The organism is Levilactobacillus namurensis DSM 19117 (assembly GCF_001434785.1).
GTDB lineage: Bacteria > Bacillota > Bacilli > Lactobacillales > Lactobacillaceae > Levilactobacillus > Levilactobacillus namurensis.
The window spans coordinates 1-23,386 of sequence record NZ_AZDT01000055.1; the positions used below are offsets into that span (position 1 = coordinate 1).

The window sequence follows — 23,386 nt, forward strand, 5'->3', positions numbered from 1 at the left end:
CGCCCTACACATATTTGGTTTGTCGAAACAATGTTCAGTTTTCAAAGGTCTACCAAATTATCAGAAGCAATCGCTCCGTGACAACTTTTAAAGTATATCATGTCGTCAATATCGTGTCAACAACTTTTTAAACATTATTTTGAATGAATATTGAATGTTTAACCAGAAGTTGAATAAATATTCTCAACAACGTATATTACTATATCAATTCTCAAACCGGCCGTCAAGCCTTTTTTTAAATTAATAAATCGTAACGTCTCGCTGTGTTCGATGTCTCAATGACTTAACTGACAACAAAAAATAGTTTACCAATATCTCCGGGTAGGGTCAAGGGAAAAATGAATATTTACCGAAATAAATTTCATCCCCCGCAAAATATACAAGCAAAAGGCCCGCCATCATCACGATAGCGGGCCCCTCTTTGCTTACTCTTTACTTCAATTCTGGTGCATCCGTCTTGTAGTCATCAACCGTACTCTTCCCATGATGCTGAGCCAGAACACTGGTCTTCTCCGTCTTCTGGGCCTCCGCCAACCGTTCCATGGCTGGTTTCAACTTATAGGTAAAGTCCGACTTATCGACTTTCTTAAAGTTCTTCGGCGTGTAGAACCGTAATAGATCCCCGTAAATCACCCGATCAGACAACGAGAGTTCCGTTGTCACGTGGTTTTGCATCTGATCGACCTGCTTCTTCTGGGCCGCCGTCAGCTTCAGGACCTTCCCCGTCTTAGTATCATAGACGGTCCCCCCAATCTTGGTATAGGTCGGTGAGACAAAGTTCCCGTTACGGAAAGCAACCGTCTGATTGCGATTTTTAGCCAGCAAGTCCTGGCCAAACTGGATCGTATCCGTATTCTTAACCCCTAACAGGTCCAACAAGGTTGGCAAGACATCAATCTCACCACCATACGTATGGTTGATGCCGCCCTTCAGTCCCGTCGCGTGAATCATTAATGGAACTTTCTGGAACTGAGCCAAATCAAAGTTCGTGACCTTCTTCTTCCCCAACAACTGGGCAATCGCCGGCCGGTGGTTGTTCGAGATTCCATAGTGGTCCCCGTACGCTAAGATGACACTGTTCTTATAGAGTCCCGCCTTCTTTAGGTACGACACGAACTCCGCAAACGCCTGATCCAGATAATGTGCCGTCTGAACGTAAGGGTCGACCGTCTTATCCCCAGTCTTGGTCGCTGGGAAATCAACATTCTTCTTATCCAACTCGTAAGGGTAGTGGTTCGTCAACGTAATCAGCTTCGCGTAGAACGGCTGCGGTAATTGTTGCAGATACTTAACCGAGTCCTTGAAGAAGATCTTATCTTTCAGACCATACCCAATACTATAGTTGGCTTTTTGCTGATAGTAACTGGAACTAAAGAAGTACTGGTATCCCCAAGACTTATAGGTATTATCCCGATTCCAGAAACTAGGGACGTCCCCATGAAAAGCCGCTGTGGTGTAACCTGCTTCTTGACTTAAGATTGCCGGGGCCGCCTGGAACGTATTCTGCGTCCCATAGGTGGTCATCGCCGAACCTTGTGGTAACCCAAATAGGGAGTTTTCCAACATCATTTCTGCGTCAGAAGTCTTGCCTTGGGCCACTTGATGATAGAAGTTATCAAACGACAGGGTATTTTTACTATGGTAGAACTTGTTTAACGTAGGCGTCACTTCTTTACCATTCACCTTGTAGTCCAACAAGAACTGTTGGAAACTCTCCAAATGAATGATAAAGACGTTCTTTCCCTTTTCCTTACCAAAGTACGACACGTTCGGGCTGACCCGATTCTGCTTTAAGTACTTCAGCACACTCTTCATATCACTTGCGTTAGCACTCGCTCGCGTCGCACTTTCCTTTTGCGTCTGGTACGCATTAAAGGCCGCATACTCGTTCAACCCCAAGTACTTCACGATGTAGTTGTTGTCAAACGTCCGCGTCAGCAGTCCAGAACGGTCAGCGTTGGCCATACCGAACTCCGCAAACATCAACCCAAACGACAGAACCGAGATGGTCAACGCGTAACGGCGCTTAAACGGCCGCGGATCGATACGAATCACGTGAGTCAGTAGTAACACGATCAAAATAATAATGTCCAAGTAGACGAAAAAGTCATACATGTGGGTGATCTGCGCTAAGCTTTTCCCCAAGTTATTCTGAACGTCGCTAGACCCCTTCATGATACCGAAGGACAGAAAATCCGAGAATTCCCGGTAATAGACCACGTTCGCAAAGATCCAAGTGGATTCCAGCAAGTCAATGATCAACATGAGCCAGTACGCTAACCGGCCCCGGAAGTATAACGCAATCCCAAAAACCAGCAAGGCGGCCGGCACTGGGTTCACGAACAGCAAGAACTGCTGCACACTTCCCTTCGCCCCCAAAGTAAATTCGGTTTGGTAGGCAATGTACGTTTTTATCCAAAATAAGACGACGATCAACAGGAAGAAGCCCATTCGGGTGTTCAACCAGTTCATCTTTCGCTTAACAAAGTTTGCCATGAGACAGCCTCCACAAAATAGTTAACATTACTCCAGTATAGCCGATAGACCTTGGGAATCAATTGGAACGGCTAACCTTTGGAAAATTTCAACTTTTCGAGTCTAAAAAAAAACAAAACTATGGCACCCATAGTTTTGTTAGTTGTCCGTCAATAAATCAAATAATTCGATAGCCACTAAATCAATGTTATCAAACTCAAAGGTTGTCTCCGGATTATGTTCAGTTAACGTGTAAGTCTGGTTAGCCGCGTTGTAAACGACCATCGCTTGCTCCACGCCGGCTTTTTCGAATCGACGGGGTTGTGGCTCGTCGACGGCATCCTCTTGCATCGCCTTCAAGCGATTGATGATGCCAATCAGTTGAGATTCTTCCATGATTGGTCCCCTTTCTAGCTTCACTATGATTTTACCAAACTTAAGGCGTTATCGCACGCCTTAATCGAAAAAACTCACGCATTTGTCTTGTCAGTTTCTTCAACGACCTTGTCTGGACGAATCACCATCGCGACCAGACCCGCCAGCATCCCGAAGTAATAAGTCAACAGGCGCCAGAGAATCATCGCCAAGACCAGCTTACTGTTCGACGCGATATAGCTCTTAAAGATCATCTCAAAACTATACTCGGCGCCCCCAGAACCCCCGGGAATTGGGAACAGTGAGATCACCATCACAATCAAGACGTGCATACTGGTGACCATGACGATGTTCGCCGTGGTGTAGCCCAACGCCAACATGATGAAGTACGGAATCAGGTAGTAGAACATCAACTGAATAAAGGTAATCACAAAGACCCGCAGCATCAACCGCCACTGGCCGCTGATTCGGACACTTTCGGCGTAGAACGAGTCAATCTTACGATTAATGTTCGCCACCATCCGGGTGTAACGTGCCGGCTTCATGAACCAGTGGGCCGGATACAAGACCACCGCGACCGCTCGCTTGGTAAACCCGTACCAAAACATCACCATTAAGAGGCCCAAAATCACGGCCAGGTGAATCGTAAAGCCGAAGACCACCAGCCAAGCTAGGGCGTGCAACTTATCCTGGATGTAGTTGAACCCGATTACTAAGGCGACCAGGAAATTGATCACAATCATCGACTGGAAGACCACAAACTTCATCAATAAGACGGAGCTAGCTTTCCCCGCATCTACCCCGGTCTGCATCAGCGCAATCAATTGGGCCGGCTGGCCACCGGAAGAAAAGGGCGTAATCCCGTTAAACAACTGTTCCACTAAGGGAATCCGCACCGCATCCTTAAACGTAAATCCCTGGATGCGATCCGAGATAAAGACTTTTACAATCACGGCTTCTAAGCCCAAGTAAATCACCATGCACAGCACGGCGACTCCGAACCACCAGAAATTGATGTGCACGAAGTCGTTGACCAGCACGGAAAACTTAATGTCGCGTAGTGAAAAGGCAAAGATGGCCACCCCTAAGAGGAGCATAACTGTGAGGACCCATTTATTTCGTCGTGACATACTTACCCCTCTTTTGCCTGTGCCCGATAGAACCGCCGCCAGATGGTGGTCAGGTGCGCTTCCGAGTACCGTTCAGCCGCCGCTAAGCTCTTCTGCCGCCACTGGTCTAGGGCAGCTCGATTCCCCGGCAACGTCTGCAACTGAGCGTTCATCTCCGCGTAATCTTGGGCGGGAATGTAATCACCAGCGATGATGGCGTGATAGAGGTCCAGATCGCGTAACATGACCGGCGTCCCCGTGCTAAAGGCCTCTAAGACCGACATCGGGAACAGCTCGTTGAAAGATGGCAATAAGAAAAGGTCCGCTAAATCGTAATAGTCGACCAACTTATCCCGGTCAACGATTCCCGGAAAACTAAGGTTCGCGGGCGGATCATCAACGACTTTCTTCAGGTCGGCATACCCGTCCGTGATCCGTCCGAACGAAAAGCCCCCCGCCCAGATAAACTGGATCTGCGGGTTATTTTGCGCTAACTTGATAAAATCGAACAGACCCTTGCGCTCCTGAATCTGACCGATGCCTAGGACCGTGAAACGGTGGGCATCGTATCCGTATTGTTGCCGCAACGCCAGTTTCTGGGCCGGCTCAACCGGGTAAAATTCCTGGCGACTGACAAAGTTAGGAATGTACGTCACCCGCTCTACGGGAATCCCGTAGGCTGCCAACTTAGGAATAAAAGTCGGATTGACCACCACAATGTGATCCATCCGCTTATAAAACGCAATCACGTACCGGTAAAAGATCCCCCGAAAAGGTTGGGGAATCTTCAGACTTCCCTCCAACGTTTCCGGCAAAAAATGAACGTAGCCGATTTTCCGACCGCGTCCGGGTAAAAACGTCGACAGATAATAGGAAAAGTTAATCGTGTGGTAATGGGTAATATCTACTTTACCATACCGGTTGACCGTCACGTCAAAGTCATCTTGTAAGTGGGTCTTCATCAGGTTCATCAGCTCGTTATATGCACTACCGACACCCTGACCCTTAACGGAATCCGCGGCGGAAAACATGTTAATTTTTAGCATTCAATAACTCCTCTAATCACTAAAGTCCGGGGTGTCCTCGTGCGCCTGCTCGTAACTGACCTGCGCATCCCGATAGAAAGCCATGATATTCTGTCCAAAGGTATCTGCGGAAATCTCCGACAACTTTCGAGCCAATAACTTGGCGTCCTGGTGTTCATCCCCATGCAATAAGTAATCGACCACGTTCGCCACCAGTTCATCACTGTTCTTGACCGTCGCCCCCAGCGCCCGACTAGACAACAACTCGTCCGTATAGGGACTGGTCATGACCACGATCTTGGTTCCCGCCGCCATCGCTTCAATGTAGGTCAACCCCTGAGACTCGGAATCTGAAGACGACAAAAAGACGTTGGCCATGTGATAGTACCGGAAGACGTCGTCGTTGTTCACTTCCCCGGTGAACGACACGTGGTCCGTCAGATCAGCATCCTTGACCTGTTGTTCCAGGTCTTCACGGGCCGGGCCATCCCCCACAATCAGGAGCTGGGCATTCGGGACCGCCGCTAAGATCCGGGGCATCGCCGCAATGCTGGCCGTAATGTTCTTCTCATAGGCCAACCGACTCAACGACAAAATCACCGGCGTGTCCGGCGCGAAGCCTAACTGCCGCCGTAGATTCGCCGTATCTGGTTGCTCATACTGGTGTAAGTTGACCCCAGTTGGAATCACCCGAATCGGAGCTTTAACCCCGTAATCGGTCAAGGTCGTTAACACCCGGTCACTGGGCGCCACGACCCCCGTTAAGTGGTAGCAGAAAGCTAAAGTTCCCTGCTTCACGTGGACCGGCTTTAAAATCTTACCGTTCGCCACGTAATGGAGATAATCTTCATACATGGTGTGGTACGTATGCAGACACGGAATTTCTAGGTTCCGGGCGACAAACTTGCCAATCCAGCCCATCGAAAATTCAGTCTGGGTGTGGACGATGTCTAAGTTGAGCTCCTTAGCAATCTGGTACGCCTGAAAGAGCCCCCGAACCGCGATTCGGCGATCGGTAAACGATACGAACGGAATACTCGAGAAGCGAAAAACGTTGCGCTCATAAACGTTGCGCTCCACGTGTGGATCGGTGGTCGTAAAGATGTACACCTGGTTTCCCTGCTTCTCCAGCTGGTCCCGTAACGTCTTGATGGACGTGGCGACCCCACTGACCTGTGGGAAATAGGTATCCGTAAAGATGCCAATGTTCACTGCCAATCCCCCCTTGGATTTTGTTTGGTTTCTAAGCACTTAAACGTTCGTCATACAATCATCACAATTATATGGGTTTACCTACCTGATTGCAAACCACCAACCGCCAGCCCACGCAAAATAGCAGGCCCGCTTAACCAATTCTGACAACTGGCTAAACGGACCTGCCGATTTCGTAAAGATTCACTTAAGTAATCCAGGCACAGCCGCCTGAACCATGGTAATTACTTCTTGACTGGTACTAGCCGAATTCAGCGCCGTTTCCACCAACGACTGTAAGTCCTTGGCGTTCAACTTGGCAATCAACTCGCGGGTCTTCAGAATCGATCCCGCCCCCATGGAGAACTCGTCTAAGCCCATCCCCAGTAACAGGGGAACGGCAATCGGATCGCCGGCCATCTCACCGCACATCGCCACGGGAATCCCCGCGTTGTGCCCGGCCGCAATCACCCGGTTAACTAACCGGAGAATGGCCGGATGGTACGGCTGGTAGAGGTAGCCGACGTCCTGATTCGTCCGGTCAGCAGCCATGGTATAGCCGATCAAGTCGTTGGTCCCGATACTCATGAAATCAACTTCCTGAGCGAAGCGGTCGGCGAGTAATGCCGCAGCTGGTACCTCGACCATCATGCCGACCTTCACGGTACCCATCGGCACCTGCTTGACCGTCAGCTTCGAGCGTTCATCGTCGTAGATGGCCTTGGCCTGGCGAAACTCATCGAGCGTTGCAATCATCGGAAACATGATTCGTAGATTGCCGAAAGCCGAGGCCCGCAACAACGCTCGTAACTGACTACGAAAGGCCTCTTGGTGAGTCAAGCTGCGGCGAATCGCCCGCGCCCCCATGAAGGGGTTAGCTTCCGGTTTCTGCTGCAGGTACGGTAACGGCTTATCCCCACCGATATCAAGGGTCCGCATCACCACCGGGTGCGGTGCCATGGCCGCTAAGACTTCCTTATAAGCTGCGAACTGTTGGTCCTCACTGGGCAAGTGGTCCGCATCCATGTAGAGGAACTCCGTGCGCATCAGTCCGATAGCCTCGGCCCCGTTACGCAGGACGTTGGGAATGTCTTGGGGAGTACCGATGTTGGCCGCCAACGTGACGCCCACGCCATCAGCACTGGTGGTCACCGTATGCTGTAATTTCGCTAACCGCTCTTGGTTGGCGATGCGGGCCTGCATCTGTTCCCGCACCGTGGTCAATTCGGCTTCGCTGGGGTCCAGTAAGACCTGACCCTGGTTACCGTTGACCACGACCGTACTGCCCTCGGGCATGTCCGCCGTCGCCGTTTGGGTCCCCACGACTGCCGGAATATTCAGCGAGCGGGCCAGAATCGACGAATGTGACGTTCGCCCACCCAGATCCGTGACGAAACCTAAGATGTAACACGGATTAACGGAGACCGTATCACTGGGAATCAGGTCATGGGTCACCACGATGACTGGGTGATTGACCAATGCTAGGTCCGGCAATTTAACCTGCAGGAGGTGGGCCGTGACCCGCTTGATCACGTCATGGAGGTCCGTGACCCGTTCTTGCATGTACGCATTACCTTTTAAGTCCTTGAACGATTGCTCATAACGTTGGGCAACCGTAGCCAAGGCCGCTTCGGCGTTCAGGTGCTCCTGGCGAATCAACTTTTCGACCGCCGCAATCAATTCTGGGTCCTGAAGCATCACAATATGCGCACTAAAAACCTGGGCACTATCAGCGCCCAGGTTTTTAGTTGCACGAGTTTTAATCGTCTCAATGTCGGAGACGGCTGCTTCAAGGGCCTGATGGAATCGATTTAGTTCGTCATCCAAATTCGTAATTGTGTGTCGCTTAACGGTTAAGTCCGGTTCAACCAAGCGATAGACCTGGCCGCACACGATTCCGTCACTTGCGGCAATTCCCTTGAGCATCGCTCTCATTAGTCAGATAAACCCTCTTTTTTCAGCGTTTCAGCAACGGCAGCCATTGCATCGGCTTCGTCGTCACCATCAGCCGTAATCGTAATTTCGGCGTTTTGGCCAACACCCAAGGACATCACGCCCATGATAGACTTCAAGTTCACGGACTTGTCTTGGTATTGCAAGCTAACTTCTGAGTTGAACTTGCTTGCAGATTGGACTAATAACGTTGCTGGACGGGCATGAATCCCAGTTTCAGCAGTGATATGAAATTCGCGTTTTTCCATAAATGATCGATCTCCTTTAAGCTTAGGTTGAATTCTTATCGAACATAGCGCCTTGATCTTGCGCAGTGATCAAACAACCATACTGACGTTATGTCTACTTACTAAGAATATCAATCTGACCATCAAATTACAAGTGATACTGAACCGCTTTCATCAAAAAGGCCTTATGATTGGTCTTCAGTCGCATCCCGATCGTAATGGTAGACCAGCTTACCACCCTTATGGGCCTCGCCAATCACCCGCTTACGGGTCTCAAACGCCATGAATGCCTGTTGAAAAGCCGGGAACTCATCTGGTTCTACCTCAAACTGGTCGATTTTCTGGTCCTTTAGCTGATTCATCAGGTCCGTAAAGTCTCTTGCCATCTGCTCGCCCCCTTTAGCCATCATGCCAACACGCCTAACCGCGCCTGTATGTCCCTATATTTTACGGTGAAATACCAAACAGGTCAAAGAAATTTGCCGACTTTTCACCAAAAGCCGACCTCCTTTTTAGCATTCTATAGTTGAGAGTGCTAAAATAAAGCCGTTCGGAAGAAGTGGCCCCTTAACCATTACCCAACGAAGCAAGCAAATTAGTTGCATGCTGTGGCCGACGCGGTATACTGTGATTAAAGGTCAAGAAAGGTCAAACACTTTTCAACGAACGACCGACGTGTTTTGCCACGTTATTCCATTAGAGAAGGGAGACGAACAAACACATGCTATGTCAAAATTGCCACCGGAATCAAGCAACCATTCACCTCTACATGAGCGTGAACGGGCAGCGGCAACAAGTTGACCTATGCCAAAATTGCTATCAACTACTCAAGCAACAGCAAGACAACTCTGGAAATGGAGGTGGCCGTATGGCACAAGATCCATTCGGCTTTGGTAACCTGGATGACATTTTCCGGGCCATGCAAGGTGGCAACTCCGCCAACCAAGCAGACTACCGGCAAGCTGCGAACCAAGGGCGTCCGACCCAACCGGCGGGTAACCAAGGTTCCGGCAACGGCCTGCTGAACCAGTATGGTCTGAATCTGACCAAGTTAGCCAAAGACGGCAAAATCGACCCAGTAATTGGGCGTGATAAAGAAACGGCACAAGTCATTGAGATCCTCAACCGACGGACCAAGAACAACCCAGTCCTGATCGGTGAAGCCGGCGTCGGGAAGACGGCGGTGGTCGAAGGCTTGGCCGAGCGAATCGTTGAAGGCAACGTTCCGCAAAAGTTGACGAATAAGCAAATTATTCGTCTCGACGTGGTTTCCCTAGTTCAAGGCACCGGTATCCGGGGCCAATTCGAACAACGGATGCAACAGTTAATGAAAGAAGTTCAAGCTAACCCCGACATCATCCTCTTCATTGACGAAATCCATGAAATCATGGGTGCCGGCAATGCCGAAGGCGGGATGGACGCCGGCAACGTTTTGAAGCCAGCGTTAGCCCGGGGGGACTTCCAGTTAATTGGGGCCACCACGTTAAATGAATACCGGGATATCGAAAAAGACCAAGCCTTAGCACGGCGGTTCCAACCGGTAACGGTAGACGAACCTAGTCCGGACGAGGCCATCAAGATTCTCAAGGGTATTCAAAAGAAGTACGAAGACTATCACCACGTTCACTACACGGACGCCGCGATTGAAGCGGCCGTTCGGTTATCTGACCGGTACATCCAAGACCGGTTCTTACCCGACAAGGCCATCGACTTACTCGATGAGTCCGGATCGCGGAAGAACCTGACCATCAACGTGGCCGACCCGCACGCCATCGACGAGAAGATTGCCGATGCCGAGAAGCAAAAGCAAGCCGCTTTGAAGCAGGAAGACTACGAGAAGGCCGCCTACTACCGGGACCAAGTCACCAAGTTGAACAAGTCTAAGGAAAGCGCCCAGAGCGCTGATCAGGACCAGTCCACGGAAGTGACCGAAAAAGACATGCAAGATATCGTGGAAGAAAAGACCAACATCCCCGTTGGTGAACTACAGGCTAAGGAACAACATCAACTGAAGAGTTTAGGAACCGACCTGGAGAAACACGTGATCGGCCAAAACGAAGCCGTTGATAAAGTAGCTCGGGCCATTCGGCGGAACCGGATTGGTCTGAACGGAACGGGACGGCCAATTGGGTCCTTCCTGTTCGTCGGTCCTACCGGGGTCGGCAAGACGGAACTCGCCAAGCAATTGGCTAACGAGCTCTTTGGTTCGGAGGATGCCATGATTCGGTTCGACATGTCCGAATACATGGAACCGCATTCCATTTCTAAGCTGATCGGGTCCCCTCCTGGCTATGTCGGGTACGAAGAAGCCGGTCAACTGACCGAACAAGTTCGGCGGCACCCGTACACGCTGGTACTCTTGGACGAAATCGAAAAGGCCCACCCCGACGTCATGAATATGTTCTTACAGATTCTAGACGACGGCCGGCTGACCGATTCCCAAGGACGGACCGTGTCCTTCAAGGATACGCTGATCATCATGACCAGTAACGCCGGGACCGGCGACGTCGAAGCCAGCGTTGGGTTTGGCGCCGAAGCCAGTGGCAAGACCCACTCCGTTCTGGACAGTCTGACCAACTACTTCCGTCCCGAATTCCTGAACCGGTTCGACGACATCATCGAATTCAACTCCCTGACCAAGGAGAACTTGATGCAGATCGTTGACTTGATGATCGGTGACGTGAACCAGATGCTGGCCACACAAGGGCTGCACATCCACGTCACGGAACCCGTAGAAGAGAAGCTGGTCACCGATGGCTATAATCCAGCCATGGGGGCGCGGCCACTTCGCCGGGTCATTCAAGAAGAGATTGAAGACCGCATCGCTGACTACTACCTTGACCACACGGGTACCAAGAACCTGGTGGCTAAGATTGAAGACGGAAAGATCGTTCTGACCGCCGATGACAGCGCCACGGCAACTAAATAATCCTGATTAACGGGCAAACCATTTGCGGGTGGTTTGCCCGTTTTTTAGGGTCAACACGAGAGCGCCACCATTCCCGACAAGACTGGTTTTGAAACCGAAAAATCACCTGCATCCCCCTAGGAGTTGCGGTATACTGTATTTTAAAGGAAAGAACGGAAGGAGGGAATTGCCTTGGCACTATTGAACTGGTTACGTCACTTGGTCACCCGGCCGACAAACCGGCCCCGGCACCAGCGACCCATGACTCGACGCACCCGGCAGACTCTGCCCCGCCCAGCGACGCATGCGCCCGTGTCCCACCAGCCAACCGAGCCACCAGTCCCCCACCAGCTCACCCCGGAGACCCTAACGCCTTCCACCCCAACGGCGCCGGCACCCGTCACTCACGCGGCCCCCGATGCAACGTTGGTGGTACGCCTAGTTGATCAACGGGACCACCCCCTCCAACCAGCGCTGGTCTTAACGGGACAGCTGAACGCCCCGGTACGCCTCAAGATCCCCGAGATTCCGGGGTACACCCTCCTGGATATTCAGGGCTTCACCCAAAACTTTCTCAGTGCGTACGGACTGACCACGCTAGTCTACCAATCCATCTGGGGACAGCCCGTTACGACCTACCTGATCGACTACGACACCGGTCAACTCCTGGCTCTCCCCCGGACATTGCGCGGTAAGTTGCGGACGCCATATCAGTTGACGCCCCCCGCCGTAACCGGCTACCACATCTTTCAAGCCGAAGGGAACCAGCACGGTCAGTTCAGCGACCAGAGCAAGCGGGTCCTGTACTTCTACCGTCGCGACGCCTGGCAGACCGTCCAGCGGGTCCACCAATACGTGACCCTGACTGCCGATCACGACGTCTACGACCTCCCAGCGGGGACCGCGTACGGGTACCAGTTCCCGGCGACCTCCCTCTGGCGGCTCTTCGCCATCATCACCCTCACCGACCAGTCCGTCTGGTATAACCTAGGGGGCAATCAATGGCTGGCCGCGACCGATACGCAGCGGCACCAGCACTGGTCACGGGTCATGGCACTCCCGCCCAAGGTCACGACCTGGACGCAACGGCAGACCGTCCACTGGACCGGTCACGTCGACTACGTTCCTCAGGGCCGTCTGACCATCTACCGGGAACCTTACGGCGAAGTCGCTGGACAGTTGCAGAACGGTGACGCCTTAGACGTTCGCCAGTGTCTCACCGACGATCAAGGACTGGTCTGGTACCAAGTCGGACCGGCCGCCTATATCAACGCGCGCTACGTTCGTCTGAATCCTCAAAAATAACTTTAAAAAATGCGTACGACCGGGTTTAGCCTGGTCGTACGCATTTTAGTCATGCTTGATATTGTGATCTTACTTGTCAGCTGGACTCCTAACCGTTTACTAGAGGTTCTTATCCATGTTGAAGGTCAGCTGAGACAGGGTTAAGCCCTTTTCAATCAAGTCATTGGTGAACTGGGTCGTGACCTGCCGCATCTGAGCGGTGACTTGATGGTTCTGTTCCGTCAGAAAGGCCGTCAATTCTTTACCGCTCAACTGTTGTTGATCCGCAGCCGCCAACGCTTGGGCCACGTGGGTCCGCAGGTTCTGCTTAGCAGCCGTGACGTAATCCACGTCCTGTTCAATGAATTGCGTGTAGTGGGACTCCACAATCATCGACAGCTTCCGGTACATCCAGTAAGCACTGGTGTCGTCCAGGTGCCGTGGCGTGGTCCGGTATGACGGGTCCGTGTCCGTGACATTGGCGAAGAACGGCACGTATGGACTGAACGCTGGGACCCCGAAGCACAGCCACATCAACGCTGAGCGGTCCGCAGGCACGTCGTTACGAATCTGTAAGACGTGCGAGTTCTGGGTCCGATTCATTGAGATTGGCCGGAACTTGGTCCGTAAGTCTTCTGGACCATGGCCCAGGGGATCATACGGCGTCTCGTTATAGTGGGAACTCAAAATGTATTCGATATCTTCCACACTGATCTTGTGACTGGTCCGGCAAATGAAAGGCAATTCGCTGGATTGCGGATCCTGCTTAATTTCTGGATTCAGGTATCGCTGACCGAACCAGACCCGCGGCGTATTGTAGTGCCGGTCCTTTTCGGTACTAGTCCCAAAGATGTGCCGGAAGTTCCAGCCATCGCGGTCCGGGTTCAAGTGGTGGTCCGCAACGAAGGCCTGAATCCCCTCGGAGAACATGAAGTTATCGGGATCATCGAAGGTGACCTGTTGAATGGCGACCTGGTTAGCCGTAACGGCGTACGCGTCGTCAGGGATTCGCTGAGCGACCCAGTGATGGCCGGTCACGATTTCCATGTACCAGACTTCCTGGTTATCGGAGAAAAGGACCCCGTTACCTTCGGGTGAGCCGTACTGCTTGATCAACCTACCCAAGTAACGGACCCCGTCGCGAGCGGACGTAATGTAGGGCAAGACCATGGTCTGCAGAGAATCTTCGGCCAGACCGTTAGCCACTAACGGGTCGAAGGCTAAAGCATCGGGATTCCCGTAGACACTTTCGGTCGCACTCATCGCGACGTTCTTCTGGTTGATCCCACTTTCGGCGTACTCCCCCGTTTTCTCGATCTCAACGTTGGGAGTTGCTAGGTACCGGTACCCGTCCTTGGGGATCGGAGCCGTAAACCCATTTTGGTTGGAGACCCAGGTCCGGTCTGGTTGGTCGTGTTCGGCCGGGTGCACGTAGAACCGTTGCGGTGTCAGCGGTAAGAACGTATCATCGTTGCGGGCGATCATGGTTGACCCGTCAACGGTCGCATCCTTCCCCACTAGAACTGACGTACAAGCCGTTAAGTGTTTTCCTATCTTCAAAACTACCACTCCTTTTGAGTAAAACCATGTTCCCCAGTTTACCGCTTTTTGACTAGGAAAACTAGCGGTCCGCTGGAAACCGTAGTAGTCCATCGCCACCGCCATCCCCCCGGGTTAATTTGGTTACACATTTAAAAAAGTGTTGACATTTCTAATAGATTGTCTAAAATGGAGTTGTTAACAATTGAAAAGGCTTTCTTTAGACAAGCTTGTGAAAACTAACGCAATAGACACTACTTTTGTTTTGGGAGGACTCTACTTATGAAAGTCACAGTTATTGGTTGTACACATGCGGGTACTTTTGCCATTAAACAAATCCTAGCCGACCATCCCGATGCCGACGTCACGGTCTACGAACGAAATGACAACATTTCCTTCCTGTCCTGTGGTATCGCCCTATACTTAGGCGGTCAAGTCGCTGATCCTCAAGGGTTGTTCTACTCGAACCCCGCGGAATTGACGAAATTGGGCGCAAATGTTCAAATGAATCACAATGTCTTAGCGGTTGATTCAGCGGCTAAGACCGTGACCGTCGAAGATCTCACGACCCACGAACAGACCACTAGCTCTTACGACAAACTGGTCATGACTTCCGGGTCTTGGCCCGTGGTGCCTAAGATTCCCGGCATCGACAGTGCCAAGGTCAAGCTCTGCAAGAACTGGAACCACGCCCAGACGTTATTCGAAGACGCCAAGGATGCCAAGCGCATCACGGTCATTGGGGCCGGCTACATCGGTGCGGAATTAGCCGAAGCCTACTCCACCACTGGTCATGACGTCACGTTGATCGACGCTCAAGACCGGGTCATGCCCAAGTACTTCGACGCCCAGTTCACCGACGTGATCGAACAGGACTACCGCGACCACGGTGTTAAGTTGGCCTTAGGTGAAAAGGTCGCCAGCTTCCAAGACACGGCCGACGGGTTGACCATTACCACCGATAAGGGGAGCTACGACACGGACCTGGCTATCCTGTGCATTGGTTTCCGACCGAACACGGGACTCTTACAGGGACAAGTCAAGATGGCGCCTAACGGGGCAATCCTGACCGACGACTACATGCGCAGTTCCAACCCCGACATCTTCGCTGCCGGAGACAGTGCCGCCGTCCACTACAACCCGACCCATAAGAATGCCTACATCCCATTGGCAACTAACGCGGTGCGTCAAGGGATCCTGGTCGGGAAGAACCTGACCAAGCCAACGGTCAAGTACATGGGGACCCAATCCTCTTCCGGACTGGCACTGTACGGCCGGACCATTGTTTCCACCGGTCTGACGCTGGAAGCCGCTAAGCTCCAGGGCGTTGACGCCGACCAAGTCATCATCACGGATAACTACCGGCCAGAATTCATGCCGACCACGGAACCCGTCTTGATGTCACTGGTCTTCGATCCAACCACCAAGCGGATTCTAGGGGGCGCGTTGATAAGTAAGTACGACGTCTCTCAATCCGCCAACACCCTGTCCGTCTGCATTCAAAACGAAAATACGGTGGACGATCTTGCCATGGTCGACATGCTGTTCCAGCCAAACTTCGACCGGCCATTCAACTACTTAAACATCCTAGCCCAAGCCGCTCAAGCTAAGCTAGCCAACTAATCGGTATCACCTAAAAAGCCTCACCATCAGGACTGCTCCTGGTGTTGAGGCTTTTTGCGGTCTATTCTCCTGGTGGTGTATCAAGTGGGCGTATCGCTCAAAGTCCAGGTGATCTCTGAACTGTAATCGCCGCTCACGGCATCCCCGTTGACGGTCAATTTCAACCCCGTCTGCTGGTTCCAGTCATCGACCACGTTGGTCAGGTCGCCGTTTCCGGAAGCCTGCCCCGTTGAGATGGTCGTGGCCGTACTGGTCACCGGTGTCTTCTGGGTCCCGTTACGGTAGACCAGCTCACCAGCTAGGGTATCGCCATCTTGGGACTTGAACGGCGTTGCAGCGACTTGGAGTTGCCACTGCGAACCCGCTTGCCGGGTATCTGAAATCTTGACTTCCCAATCACTGGTCCGTCCCACTTCTTGCGTCTGCCCCGTCAGTTGCGTTGCCTGAAAGGAACTGTGCTTCGCCACACTGTCGAAGGCCAAGCCCCCCGTGACGTTAATGGTCACGGTAAAGCTGCTGGATTGGTTCCCGTAAACGTCTTTGACATAGATATCTACGGTGTTCTTCCCCGGTTTCAAGTCACTGGCTTTAGGGGTGAAAAGAACCTTCCCACTCAAGTCATCGTCCGGGTCGTTAATCTTATAGCTGTCTTGTACCTGACCATTAACGGTTGGATGCACGATTAAATCATCATTGGTCAACACAATTCCCTCGGGAATCAGGACCTGACCTTGAATCGTGGTGGTCTCCCCGGCATCGATGGTAACTTCCTTGGATGAGATTCGGTACAGGTCGATATCCAGCTTGGGATTCAACGTGAAGGCGGGCGTGTCCGTAGTAGTCACACCGTTCACGGCGGAAAAAGTGCCGACCGCCGCTGGAATCTGAAAGACCTGCTTCTCGTCCGCCGCTTCCCCGGTCAGACTGATCGTGGCCGTGGGGTTCTTGGCTGATAGGGCCTGCGTCAACTGGTAAGTTAGCTGCTGGTCACTAATCGCACTGGGATCGATGTCCGCCGTCTCGCCGTTCGCGTAGGTGATTTTAATCTGATTGAAAGCCACCCTATCTGGTAAATTCAACTTAGCCACGACGTCTTTCCAGTCCTGCTTACCACCTTTATAGGTCAGCTGATAATCTAGGCGCAACTTATCCTGACCCAAAACGGCCTCACCGTCTTGAATTTCCCGTTGGGTAGTCAGGTCGGTCAACGTGCTCTTCGCCGAGACGTCCACTAACCCTGGCACCCCTTCGAAGATAATCAGATTGTTGGCGTAATCTTCCCCCGTGGCGCCGGTAAAGCCCCACCGAATCTTCCCCGTGTTGTCCGGGTCAATGATCTTCGGGTCGACCGTCATGCTCCGCGTCGTTCCGGTCTGGTCCTGTCCGGTCGCCGGATCCTTATCATCGAAGGTGTAGGTCATCTGCTTAGCCGTCGCGTCCCAATCGAGCGTGACGTGGTGCCACTGCCCGTTGGCCAGGAAGTCGTAGTTGTCGCCCTGAATCAAGTTGCCGTGGTCCAGTGTTGCGTAGTAGACCGTGGTCTGCAGGGGCCAGACCCCAGATTTTTTGGCCACGTACGTGTAGCTACTGCCCTCACCCGGATAATTCGCCGCAATATGCGGCCCGGTCAACTTATCGCCAGCATCGAACGAATCCGCATCTCCGGCGTTGCTGGCCGAGTTGGAGGTGTTCAGATGCGTGTCGAATTCCAACGCCCAACTGTTTTGAATCGCCAACTTCGCCAATTCGTTAACGTCACTTTGACTTTTATCGTTGTCCACCCCCCAGGCCCCCAGGGTCTCCCCGGAAACCTTCTTTCCAAAAGTCGGGGTAGCCCCTAATCCTCTGGGGTCGTTTTGGAGGACGAACGCCATCCCGTCCGCCGCCTTCTTGCCGCGGTTCCCAAAGTAGATCCACATGGAGGCCTTTTCATCCGTATTTAAGTCAAAGGCATTCTCGTCCGTCGACCAGATCGTCCCGAACTGATTCTTGGCGTTCGTCACCATCACGGCCTGCGTCCCCGTAATCGCCGGGTTCGTGGTGTCGACCACGGCCGCCTTATTATTCGCGGTGGTCCCCGGTGTAAAGATCTGGTCCAACGCAATCCCTTGGGGGGCAGTCTTTAAGGCGTTATCGTAATCCGCATCCGCTTTAGCTGTCACACTGCCAGTCATAAACAGTCCCAACGCCAACAATAAGCCAAGCCACTTTTTTAACCGCATAACCGTCTCCTCCTCTCCTATTCATTTGAGTAAACATCTTCATATGTTAATTCGTTTACAATATACCACAATAGGCCAAATGTGTAACCAGAGAAACGACGCCCAATGCAAAACTCGAAATAAATCCTTCGAAAACTGAACGGAGCGCTAAAAAGGACTGGGATAGGTCGTGGCCTGGAGGCGAGCAGACATTCCAACCCCTGCCAACTAGTTCTACGCGGATAGCCGGTGTTCCAGCCTAGTCTGGTCGTCCGGTAAGGCGGATGATCATCGCCACGGTTTTATTTTAAGACCGATTCTTAATTCGGCTAAACACCTACGTTCAACCTTCAGCTTTAAATAGGCCACTATCATTTAAAAAGAGCTCTGTAAAACCGTTTCGGTTCTACAGAGCTCACCTTAATATGTCTCAATCCCCTTAACTGGGAGTATCCATCAATTGCCAGGTAATGGTGGTGTGGTAGGTCCCCGCCAAAGCTGATCCGCCTAACTGAAGGCCCACCCCGCTGGTCGCCGTCCAACGCTGAGTAATATCCGTCACTGGATCCCCCGTTGTGATACCTTGATAGATTACCGTGGGCGACTGGTTCAGTACCCGTTCGGTGGCACCTTGCCGGTAGATGACCTGGCCGGCTAACGCCACTTGTTGCGGGTCAACCAATGGCGTGGCCGTGGCCTGCAGTTGCCAAGGACGGGCACTCCGGCGCGTATCCAAGACCCGCAACTGCCAATCGTTGGTATGCCAGACGCGTTGGGTGTGCCCCATTAAGCGGGTGGCTTGAAAGCTTCCCCGCTTTGAGACGGTCTCAAACGTCAGCGTTCCCACGACCGTGATGGTCACGGTCACCGGTGGGGACACGTTGCCCCCCGCATCGCGCGCACTTAACGTGACGCGATTCTGCCCCCACTTCAACTGGTGAGGGTCCGGGGTCCACTGAATCTGGCCATCCCGAATCGGGACCCGGGGCAGCGTCCGGCCGTTCAATACCGGATACAACCAGACGTCATCGTGCGCCACTACGGGACCACCGTCCTTTAAATGTAGTCGGCCCAAAATCGTCGTGGTTTCTTCCGGATATAACGTATAGGCCTTTTGCGGTAGGTCCACCACCAACTCCTGGTGAGGATAGACCTTAAACCCCGGTGTATTGGCCGTGGCCACCCCCACCCCGTTAGCGGACTGGAACACACTCAGGTGCGGAGCAACGTCGGTTACGGCAGCAACGTCCTGGACGGTCCCTTGTAACGTCAGATGGGCCGTAGGCTGGTGCTGAGTCAGCGTGCCCAAAGGTAAGGGCTGATGCCCACGTAACTGGTCGGCGGTCAACGGCGTGCGGGTCCCGGTCCCGTCAGTCACGGTTCCGGCCGTAAAATCAAGGTGCTCCGGTAAATGTAGTTTACCTTCTAGGCGCTCCCAGGACTGTTTGCCCCCTAAATAGGTCAATTGGTAATCCAGCTCGACCTGCTCGCCACTGCGGATACGGTCGCCGTCTTGGATCACCGTCCCCCGGGTCCGATTCGTCAGCGTCGCCGTGGCTGTCGAGTTCACCAGGTCCGGGACGTTCTCGAAGACCACCAGGTTATTGGCGGCGTGGGCCCCCGTGGCACCAGTAAAGCCCCAGCGGACCTTTCCCGTATGCTGCGGGTCAATAATCCGTTGGTCGATGGTCACGGTCCGCCGCTCAGCTTTTACTAACTGCGATTGGTCGTTAGCGTCCCGGTCTGGCTGTTTGTCATTATAACTGTAGGTCATCTGGCTCTTCTGGGCGTCCCACTGCAACGTCACGTGGTGCCACTGACCGTCCGCCAGTAGCGGTTGGCCAGAATTAGTCGCCTGAATCAGGCCCCGATGCTGCATCTTAGCGTAGTAGTTTTTCTCAAAAATCCACTTCCGGTTCAACACCATGGTGTAGCTGTTAGCCTGCGCTGGATAGTTCACCGCAATATGCGCGGCAGCTAAGTCGTGGTCAAAGGACCCCGCAACACCCGGTTGTTCGGAACCGTTCACGAAGGTGTCGAATTCCAGTGCCCAGCTTCTTTGAATGGCGCTGTCCGCAATCTTTTGCGCCGACGAATTCCAGCGGTCAAAGTCAACTCCCCAGACCCCCAGAGTCTCACCAGATGTCCGGTTACCAGGGAACTTGGGCTTGGCTTGCAGCCCAGCTGGGTCGTTTTGCAACACGAACGCCATCCCGTCGGCCACCCGATAACCGTCCCGGTCCTGATCAAAGTACATCCACATCGATACCTGCTGGTCGCGGGTCAAGTCGAAGTAATTGGCCTCTGTCGACCAAATAGCTCCGAATTGGTTGACGTCATCGGTCACCACCACCGCCTGTGTCAAGGGATTGGCGGTCTCCTTTACCCGTGAAACGTTCCCCTGAGCTTGTCCAGGAGTGAAGACCCCGTCCAGCTTGATTCCCTGTGGTGCCTGGTCTAGCGCCTGATTCAGGGTCGCCCCCTGGGCCTGTGCTGGTGCTAGCCCTAGGCTCACCCACGCTACCAGCATCACCAGCCACCCCAGCCTCCATTGCCACTGTTGCATGCCCTGCTTCCTCCTTAGCTAAAGCTTGTCGCTTAAATTTTAGCAAAGTTAACTGTACACAACCGAGTTAGAGCAATTTTTAAACGTAGGCCCACTTAAACTGACCAGAGCATCGATGACATGCTAAAAAGGCCGCGCGACAATCGGTCGCACGGCCTTCCTCAACTATTGTTTAAAGTTTTGCGGTCAGTTCAACATCCGGGTACTTGTCTTGGAACCAGCGTTCTGCGAAGCGGTTCTCGAACAAGAAGAGCGGGTTGCCCTGGCTATCCTTGACCAACAGGTTCCGGGAAGAAGACATCCGTTCGTCTAATTGGTCGGGGTTGATCCACCGGGCCGTCTTCTTGCCCATCGGTTCCATGATGACTTCCGAATTGTATTCGTTCTGCATCCGGAACTGGAAGACTTCGAACTGGAGTTGTCCCACGGCCCCTAGGATGTAATCGCCCGTGGTGTAGGCGGTGTAGAGCTGGACGGCCCCTTCTTGAACCAGTTGGTTGATCCCCTTATGGAACGACTTTTGTTTCATGACGTTCTTGGCGGAGACCCGGACGAACAGCTCCGGCGTAAATTGCGGTAGCTTCTCGAACTTCACGGCTGGCTTCCCGGTATAGATGGCATCGCCAATCTGGAAGTTCCCCGTATCGTAAAGCCCGATAATGTCCCCGGCAACCGCCGTTTCCACGTTCTCCCGTGTGTCGGCCATGAATTCCGTTACGTTGGACAGACGCAGCTTCTTGCCGGTCCGTTCTTGGATCACGTCCATCCCCCGGTCGAACTCACCCGAACAGATCCGCACGAAGGCGATCCGGTCCCGGTGATTGGGGTTCATGTTGGCTTGAATCTTGAAGACGAAGCCTGAGAACTCCGGATCGGTCGGTTGAATCTCCCGGTCACCATCCGCCGTCTTGTGTTCCGCCGGCTTCGGTGCGTATTCCAGGTAGGTCTCCAGGAACGTTTGAACCCCGAAGTTGGCCAAAGCTGACCCGAAGAAGACCGGCGTCTGGTCCCCGCTGGCAATCTTGTCAGCGTCGAAGGGGTTCCCGGCTTCTTCAATCATTTCCATACTGTCGCGCGCTTCGGTGTAGAGCCCATCGTCCGCTAAGTCACTGGCTACGGCCAAGTCCCCGTCGTCGTTTAGCGGCAGGTACTGCCGACCTTCAGCGTCCTTACGGTACAGGGCGACCCGGTGATGGTACCGGTCGTAGAGGCCTTTTAATTCTTTCCCCATCCCGATAGGCCAGTTCATGGGGTAGCCTTCAATGCCCAAGACATCTTCCAGTTCCGCAATCAAGTCTAAAGGTTCTCGACCGTCCCGGTCCAGCTTGTTCATGAAGGTGAAGATCGGGATGCCCCGCATCTTACAGATTTGGAACAGCTTCTTAGTCTGGGGTTCAATCCCCTTGGCTGAGTCAATGACCATGACCGCCGAGTCGACGGCCATCAAAGTCCGGTAAGTATCTTCCGAAAAGTCTTCGTGTCCTGGCGTATCCAGGATGTTGATGCGCTTGCCTTGGTAGTCAAATTGCATCACGGAACTCGTGACTGAGATGCCCCGCTTCTGTTCAATTTCCATCCAGTCGGACTTGGCAAAGTTCCCACTCTTGCGGGCCTTGACCGTTCCGGCTTCTCGCACGACGCCCCCGAACAACAGTAATTGTTCGGTAATGGTGGTCTTCCCGGCATCGGGGTGAGAGATGATGGCAAACGTCCGGCGTTTGTCGACCGCCGCGGCTAACTGATTATCACTCATAGTATTTCCTCGCAAATCTTAGTTTAGTTCTGACCCCCACTGGGGCAGGTTAAGTTCTGATACCTGGTTTAGCTGAAATCCGGCCGTTGCAGGTTCGCCCAACGGCCGGTCATGTCGATTTAACACAGCGCTTTGATTTTACCACATTTACCCCGACAATTCACGGTTCCTTTCCGTCAGACGCGAATTAGTGGTATGATTAAAAAATGAATTCTATTAGAAAATAGGTGAACAACTATGTTGGCGAGTACGGAAGCCATCCTAATTGAAGTGCTTTTTAGTCTCGGCGCCCTGATTGCGCTAGGCGGGCTGATTGCCCTGGTGTGGACCAAACGTCACCGGCGGCCCTTTCGACCAGCCATGACCGTGATCATCTGCGGGGTGGGGATCGTGGTGATCGCCAGTCTGTTGAACGTTCTCTTGTTCAAGACCTACGCGGGTGTCCGGGTCAAGAAGAATCAGTATTACGAGATTACGAGTCTGACTACGAACATGCACGCGTCCTTAGCGGGTAGCCAGGCGCCTCACCAGCCGGTCAGTCCCCAAGCTAAGAAGGCCAGCCGTAACGTGACCTACTTGGTCGACCACACGGGCCAATCCAAGCGGTCCCAACGACTCGCCGCGGCGGCCCAACGGCAACTGACCCAACATACGGCCCCCGATATTCACTTGGTCAAGCACAACTACCGGTTGATCCTTGACCAGTACTTTGAAACGGTCACCCACTCGACCAAAGCTCAGGCTCACTTAAGCACCCACGCCTACCGCCACGCAACGCAGGGACCCCTGAAGAAGTAGCCGCAGTTAATCGCTGGACCCCTGTCACTGAACCACTAAACTTTACAACTCTAAAAAGCCCCTGGCCTCAACCGGAACTATCGGTTGAGGCCAGGGGCTTTTGTGTGGCAGTGAGGTGCTTGAAATTCCATTCCCCACAGGGGTCATCGGCCTTCAATATCCCCACCTCTGGGATTGAAAATATCCTAAGATTAGCCCTGTAAACCAAAACAGTTGAAATCGTCATCCGCCTTACCGGACGGCCAGACAAGGCTGGAACGCCGTGGGCACAACTTGAAGCCCAAAATGCAGGTCTCCAAGCTTGGCCTTTTCCTAGGCGAGCTGAAAAACGCTCACCAAGGAAAATTTCACGGCTGAGC

16 protein-coding genes are annotated in these 23,386 nt (G+C 52.9%); 4 read left to right on the plus strand and 12 right to left on the minus strand.

Going from position 1 to position 23,386, the window contains the following annotated elements; genetic code table 11:
• Positions 1–432: 432 nt before the first annotated feature.
• The 8 genes from FD30_RS07875 to FD30_RS07910 all read right to left on the minus strand — a co-directional run bounded on the left by FD30_RS07875 (position 433) and on the right by FD30_RS07910 (position 8,741).
• A complete protein-coding gene (locus FD30_RS07875) occupies positions 433–2,496 on the minus strand; it encodes an LTA synthase family protein (RefSeq protein ID WP_056944569.1) in 2,064 nt (687 codons plus the stop codon).
• A 138-nt stretch (positions 2,497–2,634) separates the two neighbouring features.
• A complete protein-coding gene (locus tag FD30_RS07880; RefSeq protein WP_024748111.1) occupies positions 2,635–2,871 on the minus strand; it encodes a YkuJ family protein in 237 nt (78 codons plus the stop codon).
• A 74-nt stretch (positions 2,872–2,945) separates the two neighbouring features.
• Positions 2,946–3,980 (minus strand): lysylphosphatidylglycerol synthase transmembrane domain-containing protein, encoded by a 1,035-nt coding sequence (locus tag FD30_RS07885; protein WP_056944570.1) that lies wholly within the window; start codon positions 3,978–3,980, stop codon positions 2,946–2,948.
• A gap of 2 nt (positions 3,981–3,982) precedes the next feature.
• Positions 3,983–5,005, minus strand: coding sequence for a glycosyltransferase family 4 protein (locus tag FD30_RS07890; protein WP_056944571.1), 1,023 nt, complete (start codon positions 5,003–5,005; stop codon positions 3,983–3,985).
• Between the two features lie 12 nt (positions 5,006–5,017).
• Complete coding sequence (locus tag FD30_RS07895) at positions 5,018–6,196, minus strand: glycosyltransferase family 4 protein (protein ID WP_056944572.1); 1,179 nt, start codon at positions 6,194–6,196, stop codon at positions 5,018–5,020.
• Between the two features lie 183 nt (positions 6,197–6,379).
• The gene (gene ptsP / locus FD30_RS07900; RefSeq protein ID WP_056944573.1) at positions 6,380–8,110 is read right to left on the minus strand and encodes a phosphoenolpyruvate--protein phosphotransferase; all 1,731 of its coding nucleotides are present in this window, start codon (positions 8,108–8,110) and stop codon (positions 6,380–6,382) included.
• Positions 8,110–8,376, minus strand: a complete 267-nt coding sequence (locus FD30_RS07905) for a phosphocarrier protein HPr (RefSeq protein ID WP_024748106.1) — start codon at positions 8,374–8,376, stop codon at positions 8,110–8,112. The genes ptsP and FD30_RS07905 overlap by 1 nt, the downstream gene beginning before the upstream one ends.
• A 164-nt stretch (positions 8,377–8,540) precedes the next feature.
• Positions 8,541–8,741, minus strand: coding sequence for a hypothetical protein (locus FD30_RS07910; RefSeq protein ID WP_024748105.1), 201 nt, complete (start codon positions 8,739–8,741; stop codon positions 8,541–8,543).
• Positions 8,742–9,076: 335 nt separating this feature from the next.
• Here FD30_RS07910 and FD30_RS07915 point away from each other — a divergent pair, with 335 nt between their 5' ends.
• Together FD30_RS07915 and FD30_RS07920 are read left to right on the plus strand one after the other, a co-directional pair.
• Positions 9,077–11,284, plus strand: coding sequence for an ATP-dependent Clp protease ATP-binding subunit (locus FD30_RS07915; protein WP_082604852.1), 2,208 nt, complete (start codon positions 9,077–9,079; stop codon positions 11,282–11,284).
• Positions 11,285–11,455: 171 nt separating this feature from the next.
• The gene (locus FD30_RS07920; protein WP_056944575.1) at positions 11,456–12,568 is read left to right on the plus strand and encodes a MucBP domain-containing protein; all 1,113 of its coding nucleotides are present in this window, start codon (positions 11,456–11,458) and stop codon (positions 12,566–12,568) included.
• Positions 12,569–12,667: 99 nt separating this feature from the next.
• Here FD30_RS07920 and FD30_RS07925 read toward each other — a convergent pair whose 3' ends face one another.
• Positions 12,668–14,107, minus strand: coding sequence for a C69 family dipeptidase (locus FD30_RS07925; protein WP_056944576.1), 1,440 nt, complete (start codon positions 14,105–14,107; stop codon positions 12,668–12,670).
• Between the two features lie 261 nt (positions 14,108–14,368).
• On the opposite strand from FD30_RS07925, the gene FD30_RS07930 reads away from it, so the two are divergent.
• The gene (locus FD30_RS07930; protein WP_056944577.1) at positions 14,369–15,709 is read left to right on the plus strand and encodes an FAD-dependent oxidoreductase; all 1,341 of its coding nucleotides are present in this window, start codon (positions 14,369–14,371) and stop codon (positions 15,707–15,709) included.
• Between the two features lie 80 nt (positions 15,710–15,789).
• Here FD30_RS07930 and FD30_RS07935 read toward each other — a convergent pair whose 3' ends face one another.
• From FD30_RS07935 to FD30_RS07945, 3 genes are all read right to left on the minus strand, one after another.
• Complete coding sequence (locus FD30_RS07935) at positions 15,790–17,931, minus strand: lectin-like domain-containing protein (protein ID WP_056944578.1); 2,142 nt, start codon at positions 17,929–17,931, stop codon at positions 15,790–15,792.
• A 418-nt stretch (positions 17,932–18,349) separates the two neighbouring features.
• Positions 18,350–20,476 (minus strand): L-type lectin family protein, encoded by a 2,127-nt coding sequence (locus FD30_RS07940; protein WP_056944579.1) that lies wholly within the window; start codon positions 20,474–20,476, stop codon positions 18,350–18,352.
• A gap of 172 nt (positions 20,477–20,648) precedes the next feature.
• The gene (locus FD30_RS07945) at positions 20,649–22,229 is read right to left on the minus strand and encodes a peptide chain release factor 3 (RefSeq protein WP_056944580.1); all 1,581 of its coding nucleotides are present in this window, start codon (positions 22,227–22,229) and stop codon (positions 20,649–20,651) included.
• A gap of 237 nt (positions 22,230–22,466) precedes the next feature.
• Between FD30_RS07945 and FD30_RS07950 the strand changes: the two genes are divergently transcribed.
• Positions 22,467–23,027 carry a hypothetical protein gene (locus FD30_RS07950; protein ID WP_056944581.1) on the plus strand — a complete coding sequence of 187 codons (561 nt, stop codon included), beginning with the start codon at positions 22,467–22,469 and terminating at the stop codon, positions 23,025–23,027.
• The last annotated feature ends 359 nt before the right edge of the window (positions 23,028–23,386 follow it).

What these genes read in the sequence shown, in the direction of transcription:
- FD30_RS07935 (WP_056944578.1), bottom strand. Translation starts at nt 17,931, where the DNA reads ATGCGGTTAAAAAAGTGGCTTGGCTTATTGTTGGCGTTGGGACTGTTT.
- FD30_RS07915 (WP_082604852.1), top strand. Translation starts at nt 9,077, where the DNA reads ATGCTATGTCAAAATTGCCACCGGAATCAAGCAACCATTCACCTCTAC.
- FD30_RS07880 (WP_024748111.1), bottom strand. Translation starts at nt 2,871, where the DNA reads ATGGAAGAATCTCAACTGATTGGCATCATCAATCGCTTGAAGGCGATG.
- FD30_RS07910 (WP_024748105.1), bottom strand. Translation starts at nt 8,741, where the DNA reads ATGGCAAGAGACTTTACGGACCTGATGAATCAGCTAAAGGACCAGAAA.
- FD30_RS07950 (WP_056944581.1), top strand. Translation starts at nt 22,467, where the DNA reads ATGTTGGCGAGTACGGAAGCCATCCTAATTGAAGTGCTTTTTAGTCTC.
- FD30_RS07930 (WP_056944577.1), top strand. Translation starts at nt 14,369, where the DNA reads ATGAAAGTCACAGTTATTGGTTGTACACATGCGGGTACTTTTGCCATT.
- FD30_RS07885 (WP_056944570.1), bottom strand. Translation starts at nt 3,980, where the DNA reads ATGTCACGACGAAATAAATGGGTCCTCACAGTTATGCTCCTCTTAGGG.
- FD30_RS07940 (WP_056944579.1), bottom strand. Translation starts at nt 20,476, where the DNA reads ATGCAACAGTGGCAATGGAGGCTGGGGTGGCTGGTGATGCTGGTAGCG.
- FD30_RS07905 (WP_024748106.1), bottom strand. Translation starts at nt 8,376, where the DNA reads ATGGAAAAACGCGAATTTCATATCACTGCTGAAACTGGGATTCATGCC.
- FD30_RS07945 (WP_056944580.1), bottom strand. Translation starts at nt 22,229, where the DNA reads ATGAGTGATAATCAGTTAGCCGCGGCGGTCGACAAACGCCGGACGTTT.
- ptsP (WP_056944573.1), bottom strand. Translation starts at nt 8,110, where the DNA reads ATGAGAGCGATGCTCAAGGGAATTGCCGCAAGTGACGGAATCGTGTGC.
- FD30_RS07875 (WP_056944569.1), bottom strand. Translation starts at nt 2,496, where the DNA reads ATGGCAAACTTTGTTAAGCGAAAGATGAACTGGTTGAACACCCGAATG.
- FD30_RS07890 (WP_056944571.1), bottom strand. Translation starts at nt 5,005, where the DNA reads ATGCTAAAAATTAACATGTTTTCCGCCGCGGATTCCGTTAAGGGTCAG.